The organism is Halanaerocella petrolearia, assembly GCF_054657875.1.
In genome coordinates, this window is record NZ_BAAHXW010000001.1 from 565458 (window position 1) to 586551 (window position 21094).

General features: G+C 31.2%; 24 protein-coding genes. 3 read left to right on the plus strand and 21 right to left on the minus strand.

Annotation, left to right across the window (positions count from 1 at the left end):
• Nucleotides 1-22 precede the first annotated feature (22 nt).
• The 13 genes from ACYQ39_RS02875 to rimO all read right to left on the minus strand — a co-directional run bounded on the left by ACYQ39_RS02875 (nt 23) and on the right by rimO (nt 11438).
• Entirely contained in the window at nt 23-337 is a 315-nt protein-coding gene (locus ACYQ39_RS02875) for a PTS sugar transporter subunit IIA (RefSeq protein ID WP_459840372.1), read from the minus strand.
• A 34-nt stretch (nt 338-371) separates the two neighbouring features.
• Nucleotides 372-677, minus strand: coding sequence for a PTS sugar transporter subunit IIB (locus ACYQ39_RS02880; RefSeq protein WP_459840373.1), 306 nt, complete (start codon nt 675-677; stop codon nt 372-374).
• A gap of 125 nt (nt 678-802) precedes the next feature.
• On the minus strand, nt 803-1663 hold the full coding sequence (locus tag ACYQ39_RS02885; RefSeq protein ID WP_459840374.1) for a MurR/RpiR family transcriptional regulator: 861 nt from the start codon (nt 1661-1663) through the stop codon (nt 803-805).
• Between the two features lie 405 nt (nt 1664-2068).
• Nucleotides 2069-2803, minus strand: a complete 735-nt coding sequence (gene nagB, locus ACYQ39_RS02890) for a glucosamine-6-phosphate deaminase (RefSeq protein ID WP_459840375.1) — start codon at nt 2801-2803, stop codon at nt 2069-2071.
• A 124-nt stretch (nt 2804-2927) separates the two neighbouring features.
• Nucleotides 2928-4343: an N-acetylglucosamine-specific PTS transporter subunit IIBC gene (gene nagE, locus ACYQ39_RS02895; RefSeq protein WP_459840376.1), complete on the minus strand. Its 1416-nt coding sequence runs from the start codon at nt 4341-4343 to the stop codon at nt 2928-2930.
• A gap of 43 nt (nt 4344-4386) precedes the next feature.
• On the minus strand, nt 4387-4866 hold the full coding sequence (locus tag ACYQ39_RS02900; protein WP_459840377.1) for a PTS sugar transporter subunit IIA: 480 nt from the start codon (nt 4864-4866) through the stop codon (nt 4387-4389).
• Between the two features lie 16 nt (nt 4867-4882).
• Complete coding sequence (gene nagA, locus ACYQ39_RS02905; RefSeq protein ID WP_459840378.1) at nt 4883-6025, minus strand: N-acetylglucosamine-6-phosphate deacetylase; 1143 nt, start codon at nt 6023-6025, stop codon at nt 4883-4885.
• Between the two features lie 20 nt (nt 6026-6045).
• A complete protein-coding gene (gene murQ / locus ACYQ39_RS02910) occupies nt 6046-6933 on the minus strand; it encodes an N-acetylmuramic acid 6-phosphate etherase (protein ID WP_459840379.1) in 888 nt (295 codons plus the stop codon).
• Nucleotides 6934-6949: 16 nt separating this feature from the next.
• Nucleotides 6950-7687: a GntR family transcriptional regulator gene (locus ACYQ39_RS02915; protein WP_459840380.1), complete on the minus strand. Its 738-nt coding sequence runs from the start codon at nt 7685-7687 to the stop codon at nt 6950-6952.
• A gap of 254 nt (nt 7688-7941) precedes the next feature.
• A complete protein-coding gene (locus ACYQ39_RS02920; protein ID WP_459840381.1) occupies nt 7942-8844 on the minus strand; it encodes a Gfo/Idh/MocA family protein in 903 nt (300 codons plus the stop codon).
• A 296-nt stretch (nt 8845-9140) separates the two neighbouring features.
• Complete coding sequence (locus ACYQ39_RS02925) at nt 9141-9587, minus strand: phosphatidylglycerophosphatase A family protein (protein ID WP_459840382.1); 447 nt, start codon at nt 9585-9587, stop codon at nt 9141-9143.
• Nucleotides 9571-10116 carry a CDP-diacylglycerol--glycerol-3-phosphate 3-phosphatidyltransferase gene (pgsA, locus tag ACYQ39_RS02930; protein ID WP_459840383.1) on the minus strand — a complete coding sequence of 182 codons (546 nt, stop codon included), beginning with the start codon at nt 10114-10116 and terminating at the stop codon, nt 9571-9573. Before pgsA ends, ACYQ39_RS02925 begins: the two co-directional genes overlap by 17 nt.
• Entirely contained in the window at nt 10116-11438 is a 1323-nt protein-coding gene (gene rimO, locus ACYQ39_RS02935) for a 30S ribosomal protein S12 methylthiotransferase RimO (RefSeq protein ID WP_459840384.1), read from the minus strand. The genes pgsA and rimO overlap by 1 nt, the downstream gene beginning before the upstream one ends.
• A 264-nt stretch (nt 11439-11702) precedes the next feature.
• Between rimO and ACYQ39_RS02940 the strand changes: the two genes are divergently transcribed.
• Complete coding sequence (locus tag ACYQ39_RS02940; RefSeq protein ID WP_459840385.1) at nt 11703-11879, plus strand: hypothetical protein; 177 nt, start codon at nt 11703-11705, stop codon at nt 11877-11879.
• A 19-nt stretch (nt 11880-11898) separates the two neighbouring features.
• Here the strand turns inward: ACYQ39_RS02940 and ACYQ39_RS02945 are convergent, their stop codons facing one another.
• A complete protein-coding gene (locus ACYQ39_RS02945; RefSeq protein ID WP_459840386.1) occupies nt 11899-12348 on the minus strand; it encodes a hypothetical protein in 450 nt (149 codons plus the stop codon).
• Between the two features lie 115 nt (nt 12349-12463).
• Here ACYQ39_RS02945 and ACYQ39_RS02950 point away from each other — a divergent pair, with 115 nt between their 5' ends.
• On the plus strand, nt 12464-12676 hold the full coding sequence (locus ACYQ39_RS02950) for a hypothetical protein (RefSeq protein WP_459840387.1): 213 nt from the start codon (nt 12464-12466) through the stop codon (nt 12674-12676).
• On the opposite strand, the gene ACYQ39_RS02955 is transcribed toward ACYQ39_RS02950, so the two are convergent.
• From ACYQ39_RS02955 to ACYQ39_RS02975, 5 genes are all read right to left on the minus strand, one after another.
• Nucleotides 12673-13830: a LysM peptidoglycan-binding domain-containing protein gene (locus ACYQ39_RS02955; RefSeq protein WP_459840388.1), complete on the minus strand. Its 1158-nt coding sequence runs from the start codon at nt 13828-13830 to the stop codon at nt 12673-12675. The genes ACYQ39_RS02950 and ACYQ39_RS02955 overlap by 4 nt on opposite strands.
• A 95-nt stretch (nt 13831-13925) precedes the next feature.
• Entirely contained in the window at nt 13926-14225 is a 300-nt protein-coding gene (locus ACYQ39_RS02960) for a DUF2103 domain-containing protein (RefSeq protein WP_459840389.1), read from the minus strand.
• A gap of 322 nt (nt 14226-14547) precedes the next feature.
• The gene (gene argH / locus ACYQ39_RS02965; protein ID WP_459840390.1) at nt 14548-15927 is read right to left on the minus strand and encodes an argininosuccinate lyase; all 1380 of its coding nucleotides are present in this window, start codon (nt 15925-15927) and stop codon (nt 14548-14550) included.
• Nucleotides 15928-16136: 209 nt separating this feature from the next.
• Nucleotides 16137-16613, minus strand: a complete 477-nt coding sequence (locus tag ACYQ39_RS02970) for a GNAT family N-acetyltransferase (RefSeq protein WP_459840391.1) — start codon at nt 16611-16613, stop codon at nt 16137-16139.
• Between the two features lie 49 nt (nt 16614-16662).
• Nucleotides 16663-17868: an argininosuccinate synthase gene (locus ACYQ39_RS02975; RefSeq protein WP_459840392.1), complete on the minus strand. Its 1206-nt coding sequence runs from the start codon at nt 17866-17868 to the stop codon at nt 16663-16665.
• Nucleotides 17869-18084: 216 nt separating this feature from the next.
• On the opposite strand from ACYQ39_RS02975, the gene ACYQ39_RS02980 reads away from it, so the two are divergent.
• A complete protein-coding gene (locus tag ACYQ39_RS02980; RefSeq protein WP_459840393.1) occupies nt 18085-18666 on the plus strand; it encodes a class I SAM-dependent methyltransferase in 582 nt (193 codons plus the stop codon).
• Nucleotides 18667-18710: 44 nt separating this feature from the next.
• On the opposite strand, the gene ablB is transcribed toward ACYQ39_RS02980, so the two are convergent.
• Nucleotides 18711-19565, minus strand: a complete 855-nt coding sequence (gene ablB / locus ACYQ39_RS02985; RefSeq protein ID WP_459840394.1) for a putative beta-lysine N-acetyltransferase — start codon at nt 19563-19565, stop codon at nt 18711-18713.
• Nucleotides 19558-20838, minus strand: a complete 1281-nt coding sequence (gene kamA / locus ACYQ39_RS02990) for a lysine 2,3-aminomutase (RefSeq protein ID WP_459840395.1) — start codon at nt 20836-20838, stop codon at nt 19558-19560. Before kamA ends, ablB begins: the two co-directional genes overlap by 8 nt.
• Nucleotides 20839-21094: the final 256 nt, after the last annotated feature.

Here is a 21094-nt window from a genome sequence, read left to right on the forward strand (position 1 = left end):
AAGATAGGCCTCCTATTGAAGTTTAATTATAATTTTTCAGTTCCTTATATAGCTCTAATAACTCTAAAATTAAATCTTTAGCCAACATAGAATTCATCAAATGATCTTGAGCATGAACCATTAACAAGCCTAGCTCTATATCTTCTCCTTCAGCCTCTTTTGTTATTAATTGTCTTTGAATTTTATGTGCTTCTAATGCTTTATTATTAGCTTCTTCTAATTTATCTTTGGCTTTCTCAAACTTTCCGTTTCTAGCTACTTTTAATGCTTCAAAAGATAAGCTACGGCTCTGTCCAGCATTAGTTATAAGTTTCATTGCCTCAGTTTCTACATCCATTATCAGTCACCTCACTTTATTAATCTATAGTCAATTAATCAATTAAGTCTAAAGCAAAACCCAAGATTTTATCACCTTTTAATCCACCATAATCAACTGGATCAATAACTGCTAATTTTTTACCATATTCCTCAGCTTTTTTGGCAAAATCATCCTTTTTAAATCTAACTTGTGGTCCTAATAAGAATACATCAAATTCAGAGAGTTTATCAGTAAACTTTTCTAACCCAACTGCATCTATTTCTACATTTATCTCTCTTTTTTTAGCTGCTTTTCGCATTTTTTTTACTACCATACTAGTCGACATACCCGCTGAACACATCAATAAAATCTTACACATGATCATCTCTCCTCTCCCTGTTATAATATTCAAAATATTCAGTAAATTAATTTAATCAATATCCTACTACCTAAGTAAAAATCATAATATATTTCTATCACCTCCTATAGAAGATGTTGGTATAGTTATATAATTATATCAACATCTTCTATTATATTTTTAATTTCTTCTATATTCTCAATTACTTGATCATACTTTTTACTAGCAATTTCCATAAATAAAGTGTCTATAAGATTTAACTGAGCAATTCTAGACGCCATACCTCCACTTTTAAAAATGTTATCTACATGCGCAGTATATAATGGAATATCTGTTACTTCTAAAATAGGAGTATCATTATACTGAGTAATAGCTATAGTAGTAGCTCCTTTCTTCTTTGCTACTTTTAAAGCAGTTATTATATCTTTTGTCTTGCCAGTATTAGAAATAGCTATAGCTACATCATCTTTAGTTAAATTGATAGAAGAAGCTACTTGCATATCTTTATCTAAAAAAGTAAAAGCAGGTAATTCAACTTTCATTAACTTATATTGCAGATCCATTCCCACTATTGCTGATGACCCAACTCCAAATATATATATATTATCAGCTGTATTTATCTTTTTTACAGCAGTTTCCAATTTTTCAATATCTAAAACTTTTTTAGTATCTTCAATAGCCTTTATACTATCAGCTGATACTTTATCTAATATATCTTCAGAAGTATCTTCTTCACTTATATTGTCATAAATCACTTGTTTATTCTTATTAGCAGCAGACATTTCCCATAAAATATTTACTTTTAAATCTTTATAACCTCCTAGTCCTAGTTTTTTACATAATCTAACTACACTAGCCTCACTAGTATTAGTACTTTGAGCTAAATCAGTTATAGAAAATTCAATTATATTTTCTGGATCATCTAGAATGAATTTAGCTATCTTCTTCTCAGAAGGGGTAAAGTTAGCTAGTCCCTGTTCAATTTTTACTAATATATTTTCCTCCATTTATAATACCTCACTTCTCTTATTTAAATTTTTCATCTCATAAATTTAATATTATAATAAGTCCTTCTTCTCTACTATGAGCTCCAACCAAAGCTATTTTTCTATCATTTACTCCCCTCCTTTTCAAACTATTATAATCCCTACTTCTAGATTTATATATTCAACTTATAACTTTATATATTAACTAAAAGTAAGGATTTCAGCACTTTATAATCTTATATACTTATTTAACTTACATAAGATATAAATATAATTATTTATATCCTTTATTATCTTCAAGATTATTATACAATTTTTGTAGAAAATTTTCAACACTTTTTTATTTTATGGAGAAAATTTTTAGAAGGTAAAAAAATAAATTTTCCCAAGACTTTTATTTCATAAAAAAAGGCATAGGCATTAAACCTACACCTTTTTTATTAATTCAGCAGCCTTCTGATCAACTAAAATAGTAACATCAGAATGTAACTGCAATAATGAAGCAGGATGTTCAGTTGTAATCTCTCCATTAATTGCTTTCTGAATTGCTTCTGCTTTTTCTTGCCCACTAGCTAATAACAAGATCTTTTTTGCTTTCATAATTGAACTCATTCCCATTGAGATTGCTTGTCGAGGAACATCATCTGATGACTCAAAAAAACGACTGTTAGCATCAATGGTATCTTTTGTTAAATCTACAACATGAGTACTAGTTCTTAGTTTATGATCAGGTTCATTAAATCCAATATGTCCATTTCTACCTATACCTAGCACTTGTAAATCAATTCCACCATAATCAGCAATATCTTGATCGTATTCTTGACAAACCTGCTGTACATTTTCTGCTGTCCCTGAAGGAATATTAATATTTTCTGACAGCATATTTACTTGATTAAAAAAGTTATCAAACATATAATGATGATAACTTTGTGGATGCTCTGGATCTAATCCTACATACTCATCTAAATTAAAAGTAGTTACTTCTTTAAAATCAATTAACTCTTCATTATACATTCTAACTAAGTTATTATACATTCCCAAAGGTGTAGAACCTGTAGCTAATCCTAATACTGCATCTGGTTTTAAAATAATTTGGCTAGCTACCATACTGGCTGCCTTAATACTCATCTCCTTGTAGTCTTTTAAAACTTGTAATCTCATCATAAACCCCTCCTATTTATACTAACAACTATATTATGATATATTTAATATCAGAATGACTTCCATTACTATTATCAGTTATTAGAGAGGGGACAATCCCCTCTCTTTTTTATCATAATCTTAATTAATTTAATTCTTCATTAATAGCTCCAGCAATCTTTTCTGCTTTAGTACCAACTACAACTTGCACAGAGCTTTCATCTAACTTCATTACTCCTGAGGCACCTAACTTCTTTAATCCTGCTTCATTTAGAGCATCAGCGTCTTTAACTGTTAATCGTAATCTAGTAATACAAGATTCTACAACCTCTAAATTATCTGCTCCACCTAAATACTCAATATAATTTTGTGCTTCATTCACCTCTTTAGCTGCAGAATTTTTCTCTGATTCAGGCATAACACTCATACTATCATCTACCTTATCCGCTCCTGAACGACCCGGAGTTGGTAAATCAAGCTTTTCAATCATAAATCTAAATAAGAAGTAATAAATAACAAAAGCTACAATTCCCAAAGGAATTAAAAGAAGTGGATTAGTAGCCAAACCATAATTTAAGAAATAATCAATTGCTCCAGCAGAAAAACCAAATCCATGTTTAATTCCTAAAATATAAGTTACAGCCATTGAAACACCACTTAGTAAAGCATGAATTAAATATAGAAATGGAGCTAAGAACATAAAACTAAACTCCAATGGTTCTGTAATTCCAGTCAAGAAAGAAGTAAAAGCAACACTGAATAAAGCACCAGATACTGCCTTTCTATTTTCAGGCTTAGCAGCGTGATACATAGCAAAAGCAGCTGCAGGCAAACCAAACATCATAATTGGATAAAAGCCAGCCATGAAACTTCCAGCAGTTGGATCTCCAGCAAAGAAACGAGATAAATCTCCAGTTACTACTTCTCCAGCTTCATTAGTATACTCACCAAAGACAAACCAAATAAAACTATTCATCACATGATGTAACCCTAATGGGATTAAAGCACGATTTAAAACTCCATAAACAAAGACTCCTAAAGCACCTGCCCCAATAATCCAATTACCTACTGCTTCAATTACAGCCTGAACTGGAGGCCAAGCATAACCAAATATTCCTGCCAGTAATACACAAGAAGCTCCAGTTATAATTGGCACAAATCTCTTACCGGCAAAAAAGCCTAAATAATCAGGAAGTTCAATATCATGATAACGATTATACAATGTTCCTGCTACTAAACCAGCTATTATACCAGCTAAAACTCCCATATTGATATCTTTATTGATTGCTTTAGTTCCTTCAGTAATTACAAAATAACCTACTGCTCCTGCCAATCCAGCAGCTCCAGAACCATCAATAGAGATACCAATTGCTACACCTATTCCAAATAATAGAGCCAAATTACTGAAAATAGCTGAACCTGCTGCTTCAATAAATGGAATACCTAATACATCACCAGCACCTAAACGCAATAATAATGCAGCTGCAGGCAACACAGCAATAGGCAACATTAACGCTTTACCAATTTTTTGTACCTGATTAATTAATCCTTTTCCTTTCATTATTTCACTTCCCCCTTTAGTTTTTGATTGATATATTTTTATATTATAAACTTATATCCATAACTTTATCTTGCCCAGCTGTAACAGACCCTTGTCCTTTTTCTACTTCATCTACCTTAGACATGTCAGTTACTATTAATGGAGTTATTAATGAAGGTGCATTTTCTACTAAAAATTCTTTATCAATCTTTATTAATTCATCACCTGGTTTTACTTTAACTCCCTCCTGAGCAATTCTTGTAAATCCTTGACCTGCTAGTTCAACAGTATCTATACCTATATGAATAAGTAACTCTATTCCTTCTTTAGTTTCAATTCCTACTGCATGGTTAGTATCAAAAATTTGTACTATCTGTCCTTCACACGGAGCTACTATCATATCATCAGTAGGATTAATAGCTATCCCATCTCCCATCATCTTTTGAGAAAAAACTTGATCAGGAACTTCTTCTAATTCTACAAGATCACCTGTTATCGGGGCCAACACTTCTAATCTGTTCTCCTGACTAAAAAGATTAAACATATCTATCTCTCCTTTTTTATAAATTAGAATAGACTACTTCTCCTTCAACAATAGTCTCCTTGATATCAAATTGATTATCAAATATAGTAATATCTGCATCTTTACCTACTTCAATACTTCCCTTATTATTAGCTATTCCTAATATTTGAGCTTGATTTAAAGAAACTAGTTTAACAACTTCAATTAAATCAAGTTCTGTATAATCTTTGAAATTTTTAAGAGCTTGATTTAAAGTTAAAATACTACCAGCTAAAGTCCCATCTTCTAACCTAGCTGATCCATTTTTTACTGTTACCTTCTGTCCTCCTAATTCATATAAACCATTTTTCATACAACCAGCTCGCATAGAATCTGTAATTAAACTAATTCTATCCTGGCCCTTAATATCTAGTAGTAACTGAAAATTATCAGGATGAACATGTATTTTATCTGCTATTACATCACAAGTAATATCACTATTAAAAATAGCTCCAACTACTCCTGGATTACGATGATGAAAAGAGGACATGGCATTAAAAGTATGAGTAGCATGCCCAATCCCTCTATCAATAGCTTCTAAAGCTTGATCATAGCTAGCATTTGAATGACCAATTGATAATACTATATCTTCTTGTTTAACTTTATCTATAAATTCATAACCTGAATCAGACTCAGGGGCCAAAGTAATCATCTTAATTATATCTAAATAATCTTTAATAAATTGATAATTAGGTTCTCTAATATACTCATCATTTTGAGCACCTTTATATTCTTCATTAATAAATGGCCCTTCTAAATGAGCTCCTAAAATATTGGCCCCAGATAAATCTTCTTTCATAGCTTTTTTAATTACATCTAAAGCTTGATAAATAGCTTGTTGATCCATAGTCATTGTAGTAGCTAAAAAGTTAGTTACTCCTGTCTGAGCAATAGTATTACTTATATCAGTTATAGCTTTCATAGTCCCATCCATTGTATCGCAACCCTTAGCTCCATGAATATGAAGGTCTATAAATCCAGGAGCTATATAATCGCCTTGAGCATCTATTAAAGATAAATTATCATATTTATCTAACTTTTCTTCATCTATAATTTCAATTATTTGTTTATCAAAGACTAATATTTTGTTATTCAATATTTGATCTTGAGTAATTATCTTACCATTAATTATTCCTTGCATCATTATCACCTCATTGACAATCACAATATAGATTGATTAATAATACCATCATGTTGATCTACAAATTCTCTAGCTCTTTTTAAACTACAATCTTTTTTAATCATTACTATTGCTAGTTGAGCTTTATAGTTACATTTTTCTACTACTTCTGCCACCAAATCTTTATCTGCTCCTGTAGCTAAATGAACAATATTTTTTACTCTCTGTCTTAATTTTTTATTAATCGGCTGTACATTGACCATTAAATTACTATAAACTTTTCCTAACTTAATCATAGTAGCTGTACTTAACATATTTAAAACCATTTTTTGTGCTGTTCCAGCTTTCATTCTAGTCGACCCCATAATTACTTCCGGGCCAACATCCACACAAATACAAGTATCACAATCTTCTGTCAATTTGCCCTGTGGATTACAAATAACCCCTATTGTAGTAGCTCCAACTTGATTAGCATAATCAATTGCTGATCTCACATAAGGTGTATTACCACTAGCAGTTATTCCTACTACTATATCTTCTTTAGTTACTTCTTTATCTTGCAAATCTTTAATTGCTAGCTCTGTATCATCTTCTGTATGCTCTAACCACCCACTAATGGCCTCTTTACCTCCAGAGATAATACCTTGTACCATCGAATCATCAACACCAAAAGTAGGTGGACATTCTGAAGCATCTAATATTCCTAATTTACCACTAGTTCCACTGCCAACATACAACAATCTTCCTGTATCCTTTAACTGTTCTACTATTAAATCCACTGCTTTAGCTATCTTATCCTGAGCTTCTTCTACTGCTATAGCCACCTGCTTATCTTCATCATTTATCTTTTCAATTATTTTAGTTGTTTCTAACATATCAATATTCAAAGTATTTTCATTTCTTTCTTCAGGAATTATAGGACTCATCATTGCCCCCTTTTTTAATTTATTTTAAAATTACTTCATGCTTATATTTATCACTTCGATAAGTTGCTTTAGTATATTCAATAATTCTATCTGTCTTTAAATAAGTTGTCCTTCTAAATAATAAGGCTAGTAAATCTACATCTACTGCAAATAACTCTTTTTCATATTCAGTAATCATAGTAGGCTCTATCGTCTGTCTAGCATAATCTAATTCATAGCCATATTCTTCTTTAAAAATATCATATAATGAACTTCCAATTAACATATCTTCAGTTAAACTAGAACACAAGTCTGATGGAAGCCAAGCAGTCTCTATTGAGAAAGGATCATCTTCTACAAATCTAAGCCTTTTAATCTTAATAACTTGATTAACTTCTTCTGGCAGTTCTAAATGTTCACTAACCTTCTTAGAAGGAGTTTCAACCTCAAATGAAAGCAGTTTAGTACTAGTCTTTAACCCTTTCTCTTTCATTTCTTTTGTAAAACCACTTAACTTGGATAATTGATGTTTCATTTTTGGTTCAGGATCTGCTACAAATGTACCCCTACCTTGCTCTCTATATAATAATCCTTCATTTACTAGTGCCATAATTGCTTTTCTAGCTGTCATTCTACTTATATCATGCATTTCAACAAGTTCTCTTTCTGTGGGAATTGGATCTCCAGGTTTTAATACTTCATTCTCTATCATATCCTGTAGAATCTCTTTTAATTGATAATATAAAGGTAATGGGTTTTCCTTAGAAACTTTTTTCATTATAACCCTCCTAAAATTGATAATATTGTATATACAAATCAACTAAACAATATAGCTTTCTAATATTTTTAAATTATACTATTAGAATTATACTTAATCTAACTCAAAGTTTAGATTACTTTCTAATCTCCTAGTATGATATCTTATATAAGTAATTATATTATATTATAATATTGTATATACCAATTACATTTTTAATTATAATAGTTTTTTAGTAGTTTGTCAAATATATATGTTATAGTTTAAAATAAAATTTAACCTATAATTTCTTCTACAATATTTTCACATAATCTATGGGTCTCTAAAGCATCTTGGGCCAACTGAATAGTATCTTCATCTTCTCTAATTATCTCTAAAAATTCATCAACCAATTGTACAAAACCTCGGTTATATAAAGTTGGATCCCAAGATCCTACTCTACTTCTCTTCTCTTCACCATTTTGATACTCTATTAGCTCTGTCATTCCTTTAACTATTAACTTCTGCTGACTTCCTATCACTTCAGCTACTTCTTCATTGATTCCACTGTCACGATTCATAATACCAATAGCTTTAAAGTCGGTTCCTTTAAGAGTCAACATAATCTGATATAATAGACCATCCTCTAGAACAGCATCAACATTAAACTCTTCGACTTGATCGTTAGCTAAGAAACGTAATGTATCGACTACATGAATAAAGTCATCAAAGACTGCCTCTCTTATCTTAGAAGGGTCATCAAAGCGATTCTTCTGGAAGTTAATAATGGTTGGCCCGTCAACTTCTTTTAGTTTCTGATACATTGGAGCTCTTCTACGATTAAATCCTACTAATAATCTTAAACCTCTCTGCTGAGCCAACTCAACTATCTCTTTAGATTCTTGATAAGAATTAGTAATTGGCTTATCAACATAGACATGAATATCATTAAGTAATAATTCTTCAACAATCTCTTTATGAACTACTGTAGCTGCATGAACAAAGACTGCTTCAACACCTGTAGTAATTAGTTCTTCTACATTCTGTGCTGTTTCCTTCACATTGTACTTATTAGCTAAATGATTAAGTTTTTCTTGATTACGTGTAGCAAATACCAGTTCAACATCTGCCTTATCTCCTATTACAGGTAAGTAAGCCTTTTGCGCAATACCACCTAATCCAATGATTCCAACCTTCATTTTATCTCCTCCTAATTTTATTTGCTAGCAACTAATATTCTTACTATCTAACTTTTAACATCACTTTCAGTAACACAGTTATAAGTTATGTGTCGTGTGCTGTGAGCATATTTTCACGTAGAGTCCATAGGACCTATAAGAATTCAAAACCATTACATTTAAAATCTAAACCCTATAAACTTTATATTCCAAAAAATTAATTGTATTTATGATTTTGACTTTGATTTAGCTCATGACTCATAGCAGACAACTCACAACTCAATATAGAAAAAGAGCACAACAATAACTGTTGTACTCTAAACAAAATAAATAATTACTCTTAATAATAGATTAGCTACAATTCCAGCTGCAATATCATCTAAAATAACCCCAAATCCCCCTTTAAATTCTTGCAAATTATCTAAAGGAGTCGGTTTTAGAATATCAAAGATTCTAAATAAGATAAAAACTGGAATCAATAAATTCATACCTAAACCATACATAGCTACCACAAAGCCTACAATTTCATCAATTACAATCTGGGGCGCATCCTTCTCACCATAGATATCTTCAGCCAAATCAGCAATATAGATTCCTGGTAGCAATAAAATAAAGACTAAAGGAAAGTTGACTGTCTGTACTAATCCTAACTGCATTAATAAAGCTACCAAAATAACTGCTACTATAGTACCAGCTGTTCCAGGGGCTACTGGGCTTAAACCACTATTGAAACCAGTAGCTAATAGCTTAACCCACTTGTTCATTACTATCCTCCTTAAGTAACTCTTTTGAATTAATTAAATAATCTGCTCCAGAGACTATAGTTAAAACTACTGCAAGCCATAATAACCAATAACCTATAGACCATTCTAGCCCTAGAGCAATAATAGCAAAGATCTGAGCGTTAGTCTTATACTTCCCTAAATTACTAGCTGCAATTACAATTCCTTCAGCAGCTGCTAAAACCCTTAAACCTGTAACAGCAAATTCACGAGCAATGATAATCATTACTGGCCATGCTGAAATCTGCCCTAAATCTACAAAAGAAATCAAGGCAGCTGAAATTAATAGTTTATCAGCTAGTGGATCTATAAATTTACCAAAGTTAGTAACTAACCCTCTTTTTCTAGCCAAGTAACCATCTAACCCATCAGTTATAGCTGCAATAATAAAGACACTTAAAGCAATAAATCTACCATAAGGTAGACCAAAATCAATCAATAAAAAGGCCATAAAGAGAGGAATTAAAATAATTCTAGCTAAAGTAATCCTGTTAGGTAAATTTAAGGCCATTAGACCTCAACTCCTCTTAAATCATACTCATAAGCAGCAGTTATCTCTACCTTGATCATGTCACCAACTTCAGCTTTAGTATCTTCAATATAAACTACTCCATCTACTTCAGGAGCTTCTCTTTGCGTTCTACCAACCATTATCCTAGGATCTTCTGATTGTACTTCCTCTAATAATACCTCTACTTCTTCACCTACTAATCTTTGATTACGTCTATAAGAGATATCTTGTTGTAGTTGCATTACTTGATCATAGCGTTCTTCTTTTCTATCTTCTGGAATCTGACATGGCATCTCAGCTGCTGGAGTACCTTCTTCTCTTGAATAAGTAAAAGCACCTAGTCGATCAAATTCTGCTTGCTTGACAAAATCTAATAAATTATCAAAGTGTTCTTCTGTCTCACCAGGAAATCCTACAATTATAGAAGTTCTTAGTGCTATATTAGGAATCTTCTGTCGTAACTTATTAACTACACTTAAAATCTCTTCTTTGTCACCCTGACGATTCATCTTTGATCTAATCTCTTTATCAGCATGTTGCACTGGTAAATCAAGATAATTACAGATCTTATCTTCAGTAGCAATTACCTCAATTAATTCATCAGTAACTCGCGTTGGATAAGCATAGAGTAACCTAAACCAGTTAATCTCATCAATTTTAACTAACTCCTTCAATAGATCAACTATTCTTGCTTCACCATAGCGATCAATTCCATACTGAGTAATATCTTGAGCAATAATATTAATCTCTTTAACTCCTTGTTGTCCTAACTTTTTAACTTCATCTACTATACTATCTATAGACCGACTTCTTAAATTTCCTCTTAATTTAGGAATTATACAATAAGAACAACAATTATCGCAGCCTTCTGCAATTTTAACATAAGCTGTGTGACCAGGAGTCAGATTATCTTTAGGTAAGTGGCGATCATAATCAAAATCCGGATTACTAACTTCTAATTTACTATCACCTTCTAGAGACTCTTCTATTACCTTTACAATCTGATCAAAATCTCCTGTTCCTAAAAAGGCATCTATTTCAGGAATTTCAGCTGCCAATTCTTCATTATAACCTTGGGCCAAACACCCAGTTGCAATTAATAACTTACAATTATCTTCTTTATACTTAGCCAATTGTAGAATACTATCAATTGACTCTTCTTTGGCATCAGAAATAAAACCACAAGTATTTGCAATTAATACATCAGCTGATTGATAATCTTGAGTAATTTCATAACCAGCCTCTTTCATTAATCCTAGCATAATTTCTGAATCAACTTGATTCTTTGCACAACCTAAAGTTACTAAACCAACCTGTAACATTTTTTCACCCTTTCACTAACAATAGTAACTATACTTTATAACACCAATTAATTTTTTTCAATGCTAACGACAAAATTCCTTTCTTTATTCACTAATCTGATTAAATATTCTATTATTATTCTTTCCTATTTAAGGAATTTTAATAATCAATAAATTACTATCTCTCCTTCTACCACTTAAGACTATTTTTTCTAACATTATAAATCAAATTCTAACAAATAATAGTACTAAACTTCTCCCCTTAATTTTAAGGAGGTCATACAGATGCTAGATTATGCAGATCTAGATGGACTAAAAAAGATAGCAGGAGATTTAGAAAGAATCCGAAATGATAGAGTAAATGATGTATCTTATATCAAAGAAGATGAATTAGATGGAGTTATTAGCCTCCTTAATGCCATTATTAACACCAAAGAATTTAACCAAAAAATAAAGAGGTAGCCTGATTCTTAGGCTACCTTTAATAATAAAGACTGATTAAGGATAAAGCATTAAAAGCATAAGCAAATTCAATCAAACCTAATGCAAAATTAAACTTCCGTTTTCTATGATAATTCTGCTGATCAACCTCTATCATCTCTTCAAAATCATCTACAGAATTAATTAAAAGCTTTCTGCTTAATTTAAAAAGACCAACTAAAATTAGAATATAACTAACAATATCTAAAAAAGGATAATTGTTAAATAAAACTATATTTGCTACATAATATAAAATCAAGAAGAAATAAAAGATAGAACTAGTAAACTTCATCATAACAAATGGATTTTTGGTCTCACTAACCACCTGCAATTCTTTCTTCATATCTTTAAATTCTTCTCTATATTTTTGAAAGCTCTTGTTAGTATCCTTTAGTTTAAAAATACTAATTAAAATATAAACTACTGATAAAATACCTATGTATTTTCTCATAACCAATCTCCCTCCTTATAGTCAGCTATTACAATTTATTTTAATCAACTTAACAAATAATACATTTTCTGGTATAATATTATACATAGATTAAATTTAAAGGAGGAATTTACTTATGCCTCATATTATAGCACAGACGCGCCACTACTTTTATCAACAGTTAGAAGAAATTAAAAGTATTAATAACTGTTTTCTCCGCTTTGAATCTTTACAGAAACTTCAAACAGAAATTGAACACTCTTGTCTACCATATAGTATGAAACAGAAATTACTAACTAAAGTTGAACAGAATATTAAACTAGCTGAAACAGACTACTTCAGACTTTAATATTTAAGTGGATCTTTGTTTAAATTATTATTATTTTTCTCTTCATCCTCTGTAAAATAAGATGACTTATTCTCATTCTTACTTTCTTCATCCTCATTTAAATTAGATTTTAACCTTTGTAATTCTTCTAATAACTTATTATACTTCTTTCTTAATTCTTTAAGCTCTTTATTCTGCCTAGCTATAAGTTTAGATTGAGCTTTAAATCTATTATTATATTGATCTACATTCATTTCATTAGTTAAATCTCTAGCTTCTTGGTCAATAGATTTATTACCTTGATTAGTCAATTGATAAGCCTTAACAACTAATCTTGTGATATCCTCTCTCCTTTTAGGATTAACTTCATAAGATAGCTGTGACAAATAATAAAAATAAGCTGGATAATCAATATAAGTATTATTCAGTTGCGGAATATATATTTTTTGACCAGGATAAATATTATCTGGATTTGATAAGTGGTTATTAGCACTTAATAATAAGTAAAAAGGAATATTATACTCTTTAGATAACTTATATAAATTATCCCCCTTGTCAGCTCTAACTACTGAAATATCATTAAACCCTTTTAATTTTAAAGACATCTTTAAATACTCATTAATCTTTTTAGCTAACAAATCTTCTTCTAGTTGTTCTAAAGGCTGCTGTTGAGGCATTACTCCTTTTTTAATCTCAGAAAGCTGGGCTGGATTATAACTTCCTACACCATATTGGTAACCTAAATTAACCTCTAATGGAGGTAAATTAGAAACCAAATAATTAGCTAACCCTACTAAAGTATCAACTTTCCGCTCTGCTTTTAATTGATAATCCTTAAATTGGTTCTTAAACTCTTCTCTTTTTTCTTGTTGTGAAAGAGGCACCTGTTCTCTACCAGCTTTAAAAGCTTTTTTTAATTGTAAATCTCTTTCAACTTCAGCCGCTAACAGAATAGTCTTTAAATAGATGGATTTAGCTAAATAATTGGAGTAAGATAAATCATTTAATATAACCTTATCTAAATAATGCTTTGTACTTTCCCAATCTTTAGCTTCAAATGACTTAACTGCTAATTTATAATTCTCAAAAGGTAGATTATTAGCCACTACTACTGAATTAAAACCTAATAAAGATATAACTAAAAGACTTAAAACAATTATTTTTGACTTTTTCATCTAAGTTCCCCCCTTTTCTCTTAATTATTTCTAGAATAATCAGTGAATTCCTTTTTTAAATCAAATTATGCATCTCTAAAAAAAGGGGGGCAGATTTATTTAACTAATTTTTTCTGTTTCATCAACTGCATAGCTTTATCAGCATCATCTGTTACTACAAAAACCTCTTGCACTGATGCACTATTTTTGGCTAAAATCTTGATTCCACTTGGTGTATTATACTTTAACTTTAAATGAGCTGGCATGCCGCTACCACCTCGTTGATTTATCCTACCTGGAATAATACTTTTAACTAATGACAATTTAGATAAATTCTCTAATAAAGGTAAAATGTCTTCGATTATTGTATGCTCCTGTTTAATTTTATTTGCTCTATATTTATTATCTTTAGCCATTCTGTTTACTCCTCTCTAATTTAAATATTCCATATCATTATTATATAATGATTTTTAAATATCAAAATTAATCAAAACAAGCTTTGTTAATTATAATATCATAGATTCACTCATAAAATAAAGTTTAAAAAAATATTACTTATGTTTGTTATAATTAATCTATCTTTAATTTAGAATCAAGATTATAAAAAACCATAAAAAGTTAACATTATTCCAATATCTAATACAAAGTTGTATTTATTTTATATTGAATAATTTATTTAAATCACCTGCAAAAATTTGTATAAAGCTTAATATAATACATAAAAAAAGACTACAGATTTTAATCTGTAGTCTTTAACAATCTCTTTTCTTTTTCTATTGACTGCATTACTTTCTTTCTAGCTGGTCCTCCTACTACATCTCGAGCATCAACACAGTTTTCTATATCAATGGCTTGATATATATCTTCACTAAAGGCTGAAGAAAATTCATCCCACTCTTCTAGAGTCAAGTCTGATAACTTCTTATCCTCCTCTAAACAGTAAAATACTAACTCTCCTACTATTTCATGAGCTTTACGAAAAGGAACATCCTGCTCAACTAAATAGTCTGCCACATCAGTAGCATTTACAAATCCTTTTTCTGTTGCCTCAACTAGCTTATCTTTATTGAATTCAGTATTAGCTAACATTCTACTCATAACCTCTAAACTGACCTTTAGAGTATCTACAGTATCAAATAAACCTTCTTTATCCTCTTGCATATCTTTATTATAAGCTAATGGTAATCCTTTCATAGTAGTTAACAACTGAATTAGATTACCATACACTCGGCCTGTCTTACCTCTTACTAGTTCAGGAATATCTGGATTCTTCTTTTGAGGCATAATACTACTCCCTGTACAGAAGGCATCACCTATCTCAACAAATTCAAATTCAGATGAAGACCATAAAATAAGCTCTTCACTAAAACGACTTAAATGCATCATAGTTGTAGACGCAGTAGATAAAAATTCAATTACAAAATCTCGATCACTGACTGCATCTAAACTGTTTTGACTTACCTTAGAGAAACCTAACTCTTGAGCTACAAATTCTCTATCAATGGCAAATTTAGTTCCTGCTAAAGCTCCAGCACCTAATGGTAACACATCTACTCGCTGGTAACAATCAGTAATCCGTTGATAGTCACGTTTTAGTTTTTGCTCATAAGCTAATAAATGATGGCTTAATCTAATAGGTTGAGCACGTTGTAAATGGGTATAACCAGGCATAATTAAGTCTATATTATCTTCTGCTAAATCTAATAAAACAGCTTGGAACTGCTTAATCAACTCTTGTATCTGCTCTATCTGATCTTTTAGATATAATCTGACATCTAAAGCAACTTGATCATTTCTACTCCGAGCTGTATGCAACTTACCTCCTACAGAACCAATCTTCTCAGTCAATCGATGTTCAATATTCATATGAATATCTTCTAACTCAACTGAAAATTCAAACTCATTATTCTCTACTTCTTGTAAAATCTCCTTTAATCCTGCTACTATCTTATCTTTATCTGTATCAGAGATAATATCACATTTAGCTAACATCTTAGCATGAGCAATACTACCTTGGATATCATACTTAGCTAATTTATAATCAAAGCCAATAGAAGCATTGAACTCTTCTAGTAACTGATTAGTACTAGCTTGAAAACGTCCCGACCATAACTTCATATTATCACCTACTTATTAATTTATAATTTACAATAAACAATTGATATATAGTAGCACTTTCGTGCCAAAGCTATCAGCTATGTGCTGTGAGTCGTGAGCTAAATCAAGACCTTTCGTAATAGAAACCATTTGCAGATAACTCACGACTGTGTCACCTATGGTGACACAATATATCAATTAAGCTTTCCCCTTTACTAAATTACTTAGCTTTAATTGTCAATTATCAATTTCTTAATTAATTTTGCTCTTGTATAATCATCATCTTCTCTTATCTCTTCTATTTTATAGCCTAAACCCTGATAGAAATTAAGCAGTTCCTTCTTTTGGTAAGCAGAATAAAGAATAATCTGCTCTCCACCTACTTCTTTTACCCGTTGCTCAACTTCTTCAATCAGTTTTTGGCCTACTTGTTGGCCCTGATACTGATTTAAAACTCCTAATCTACTTAATTTATAGCTTTTGTTATCTATAGCAGAAAGTCGAACTGAACCTGCAGGTTGCTTATCATAGTAAGCTATTAGGACATCTTTTTGCTTAATATCAGCTACTACATTCTCTCTACTTTCTTGTAAAGCAGGCACTAGAGAAGAAAAAGCAGGATCCAGATAATCCTGGAAGGCCTGCTTAGTCAATTTAAATACTACCTCACTGTCTTCAAGCCCTGCTTCTCTAATTTTACACTTCATCTTTTTTACCTCACACTTTATTATTTAACTAACCTCTAGTCTTTATTATTTATTCATTATGGACTTTACCATTAACTTTAAGTGGTAAACCAAATAATTCAATAAATCCTTCTGCTGCTTCATGGCTAAATGTATCAGACTTTTCATAAGTAGCTAAATTTTCCTGATATAATGAGTCATCAGATTCTCTTCCTACTACCTTACAGCTACCTTTATATAATTTAACTTTAACTGTTCCATTGACATATTGTTGTGTCTGATCAACAAAAGCATCTAAAGCCTTCTTAAGTGGAGAGAACCACTGTCCATAATAGACTAATTCTGCATACTTATCAGCTATTGATTGTTTATAATGGGCTGTTTCTCTATCTAATACTAAATCTTCTAATTCACTATGAGCTTTTAATAATACTGTATAAGCTGGAACTTCGTAAATTTCTCGCGACTTAATTCCTACCAGTCGATTCTCTACCATATCAATTCTGCCTACTCCATGCTTAGTTGCTATTTCATTTAGCTTATTTACTAGACTAACACTGTCCAATTCCTCTCCATTTAAAGCAACTGGTTCTCCTTTAGCAAAATCAATCTCTACATATTCTGCCTTATCTGGAGCATTCTCTGGAGCTGTAGTGATTTGATATACTTCTGCTGGTGGTTCACAAGCTGGATCTTCTAATACACCACATTCAATACTAACTCCTAACATATTTCTATCTATACTATATGGACTTTCTTTAGTAGCTCCTACTGGAATTCCTTTCTCTTGGGCATACTCAATCTGTTCTGCTCGAGAACCGAATTCCCATTCTCTAAGTGGAGCCACAATCTCAATCCCTGGACTTAAAGCCTGAAAAGATACATCAAATCGAACCTGATCATTTCCTTTTCCAGTACATCCATGAGCTACAGCATCTGCTCCTTCTTTTTTAGCAACTTCTATCATTTTTTTGGCAATTAAAGGTCGAGAATAAGCAGTAGTTAATGGATATTTATCTTCATAAATTGCTCCTGCTTTCAAACCTTTAAAAGCATACTCAGTCAAAAACTCTTCTTTTAAGTCATCAACATATGCTTCAACTGCTCCTGTCTCTAACGCTTTCTTCTTAACTGGTTCTAACGGTTCATTCTGTCCTACATCAGCTGAATAAGTAACAACCTCTACATCATATTTATCTTGTAACCATTTAATTGCTACTGAAGTATCTAACCCACCTGAATAAGCCATCACTACCTTATTAATATTCTCCTTCATCTTAATTCCTCCTCGATTTATATTAAAATTCATCTTAAATTTCATTTATATCATCTTCGTTAGTATGATTATACATATGAATGAATAAAAATACAACATAAATATAGAAGTTTTAATTTTCTGAAAATTATATATAGTATATTCCTAACTTATTCTGGAAAACTTATAAGTAGTATGTACCCTATCTTTAATAGAAAGGATGTAAAATAGCACTTTATGAAACTATCACCTAAATTATACCATTGGCTAATTCGACCTCCCTGGATAACTGAACTATATATCAATAATCTACTGCAAGATAAATTTAATCTTCAAAATAAAAAAGTATTAGATTTTGGCTGCGGAGTAGGAGCCAGTTGTTCTCTTGTTACTCCAGAAAATTACTTAGGAATAGATCCTGACCCTAAAAGGATAAAGTATGCTAAAGATTTATATCCTAACTACCAATTTCAAGTATTAAAAGAAGACAGTTTAGAACAAGATACTAATTCATTTAATTACATCTTTATCATATCTGTATTACATCATATTCCTACTTCAGAAATAATAGATAGTCTACAACAAATAAGTCGAGTACTAAAACCTAATGGCCAGATTCTTGTTATTGAACCTTGTCTCTTTTCAGATTCTTATATTAGTAATTATTTTATGGACTTTTTTGATAATGGAAATTATATTAGAACTAGAAAAGAATATTTTAAATTATTTGGTGATCAAGACTATCAAGTTAATTTAATTGACAAGTATAAGAAACTATTTTTTTATAATGAAATCTTCTTTTCAGCCACCAAAAAATAAAAAAGGGCCAATGGCCCCTTTAAAACCAAACTTAATCTTAATAATTAACCTATTACCTTACACCAGAGGTTCATATCTTCTAATCCCCCAGCAATATTACAATTCTTAATTAAAGTTCCTTTATAATCATAGCCTGATTGACTAAATATCTTATTAATCCCGTATATGTTGGCCCGGGCAATAGTATACAATGATCTATAATCTCTCTCTTTAAGTTCTTCTTCTAACTGCTGCAATAAATAACCTGCTAATCCTTGACCTCGATAGTCAGGCAGAGTAGCGAAGTCAGTCATTTCAGCATTTTTATACTGAGCAACTGTTTCTGCTGAAGCAGCAGCCACTAGTTGTTGGCCCTGATAGATAACACCGTAAATAACTCCCTCTTCCATCATCTTTAAGAGATAACCTTCATCATCAATCGGATAAGGGTATGAATTAAATACTTGATCATACAACTTAGCTAAAGCTTTTATATTCTCTTTATCAGCTACTTTAAAATTATAGCCAGTAGCCAAGTCTTTCCTTTCTTCTGCTAATTTTTTAGTTTCAGTAAGTATTCTATCTGCCTCTTCTTTATTTCTTCTAGTCTGTCGCTCTTTAGTCAAATAATAAGCCATAGAACAAGCGTCATCAGTATGATAAAAACTATCAATTATTGCTTCAGTTTCAAAACCAGCTGCCTCAAACTTCTCTCTATCCTCTTTATAGACCTTGGCCCATACCTTAGTAAAACCTTCTTGATCAGCTAATTTAATTAATCTAGTAACTAATTCTGATAAGTTACTCCCTTGATAATCTTTAATTACTATTCGCTGATTCAATTGAGATAAATTAATTATTGCCTGATAACCAGTTCCTGAAACTTTAGTCTTATCAGTAATAGTTTGTTTATTAATCATAATTAGCGTAATCACGCTCACTACTTTGTAGGCTAATAGTATCATTATCTTCAGAGAATAGTTGTTGTAGACCAACTTCTGTCTGTTCAACTTCTTCATCAACTAATGGATTATCACAGATAGTACAATCCGAAGGACAAGTACACTCTTGATCCTCAGGTTCAGTATAAACAGTAATTGTTCCTTCAAAGTTTCGTAAGATAGTCTTACGATTAGAATTAGATAATAAATAATTTGGGTTTACAGGAATTTTACCTCCACCACCTGGAGCATCAACAACATAACGAGGTACTGCAAAACCAGAAGTATGACCAATTAAATGTTCCATAACCTCTATCCCTTTAGAAATTGGAGTTCTAAAATGTTCAATTCCTCGTGATAGATCACACTGGTATAAATAATAAGGTCTAACTCTATGTTGAACTAATTTATGCATTAAATTTTTAATAATCTCTGGACAATCATTAACATCTTTTAATAATACAGTTTGATTTCCTAAAGGAACTCCTGCATTGGCCAATTTAGCTAGTGCTTCTTTTGATTCAACTGTAATCTCTTTTTCATGATTAAAATGAGTATTGATCCAAACCGGGCCAACTTCCTTATTTAATCTCTCAAGCATAGTTACTAATGAATCATTGATTCGCTGAGGTAAGACTACAGGCAGCCTACTCCCAACACGTACAATATCTACATGAGGAATCTCATATAACTCAGTAATAATCTCTTCTAAGAAATCTTTATCTAGCAATAAAGGATCTCCACCAGATAATAAAACATCTCTAACCTGGGGCGTCTCTTTAATATATTCAATTCCTGCTTCTATCTGCTCTCGATTAACTAATTCTTCATTATCTCCAACTTTCCGCTTTCGAGTACAATGACGACAGAACATAGAACATTTATTAGTCATTAACAATAGAACACGATCAGGATAACGATGAGTTAATCCTGGTACAGGTGAATCCTTATCTTCATGTAACGGATCTTCCATTTCATAATTTGAATCTTTAAGCTCTGCTTGATGAGGAATAGCCTGCTTCTTAATTGGACACTGCTCATTATCAAAATCAATCAATGAAGCATAATAAGGAGTAATTGACATAGGGAATATATCAGCTGCTTTTTTAATCTTCTTAGCCTCTATATCTGAAATAGCAAATTTATTCTGTAATTCTTCTACACTAGTAATGCTATTCTCTAGCTGCCATTGCCAATCATTCCATTCTTCTCTTGTACAGTCCCAAATTTGACTAACCTCTGAAAAATCCACTATAATATCTCCTCCTAGTTAGATAATAAAAAATCTGAACCACTAGCTTAAATAAGCGTAGGCGATTCAGATTAAAGATTTCCTATTCTTCCCTGTCTTCATTTTCCATTTTAATATTAACAATCATTTGCTAGAATGTCAAACTAAAATTATCGATTAGAATAAATTAGCTCTTAAATACTATTGTATATAAAATTAATAGTAATCATACAGCTTAATTAATAAAAATATTTGGAATTTAGAACTTAAAATACCA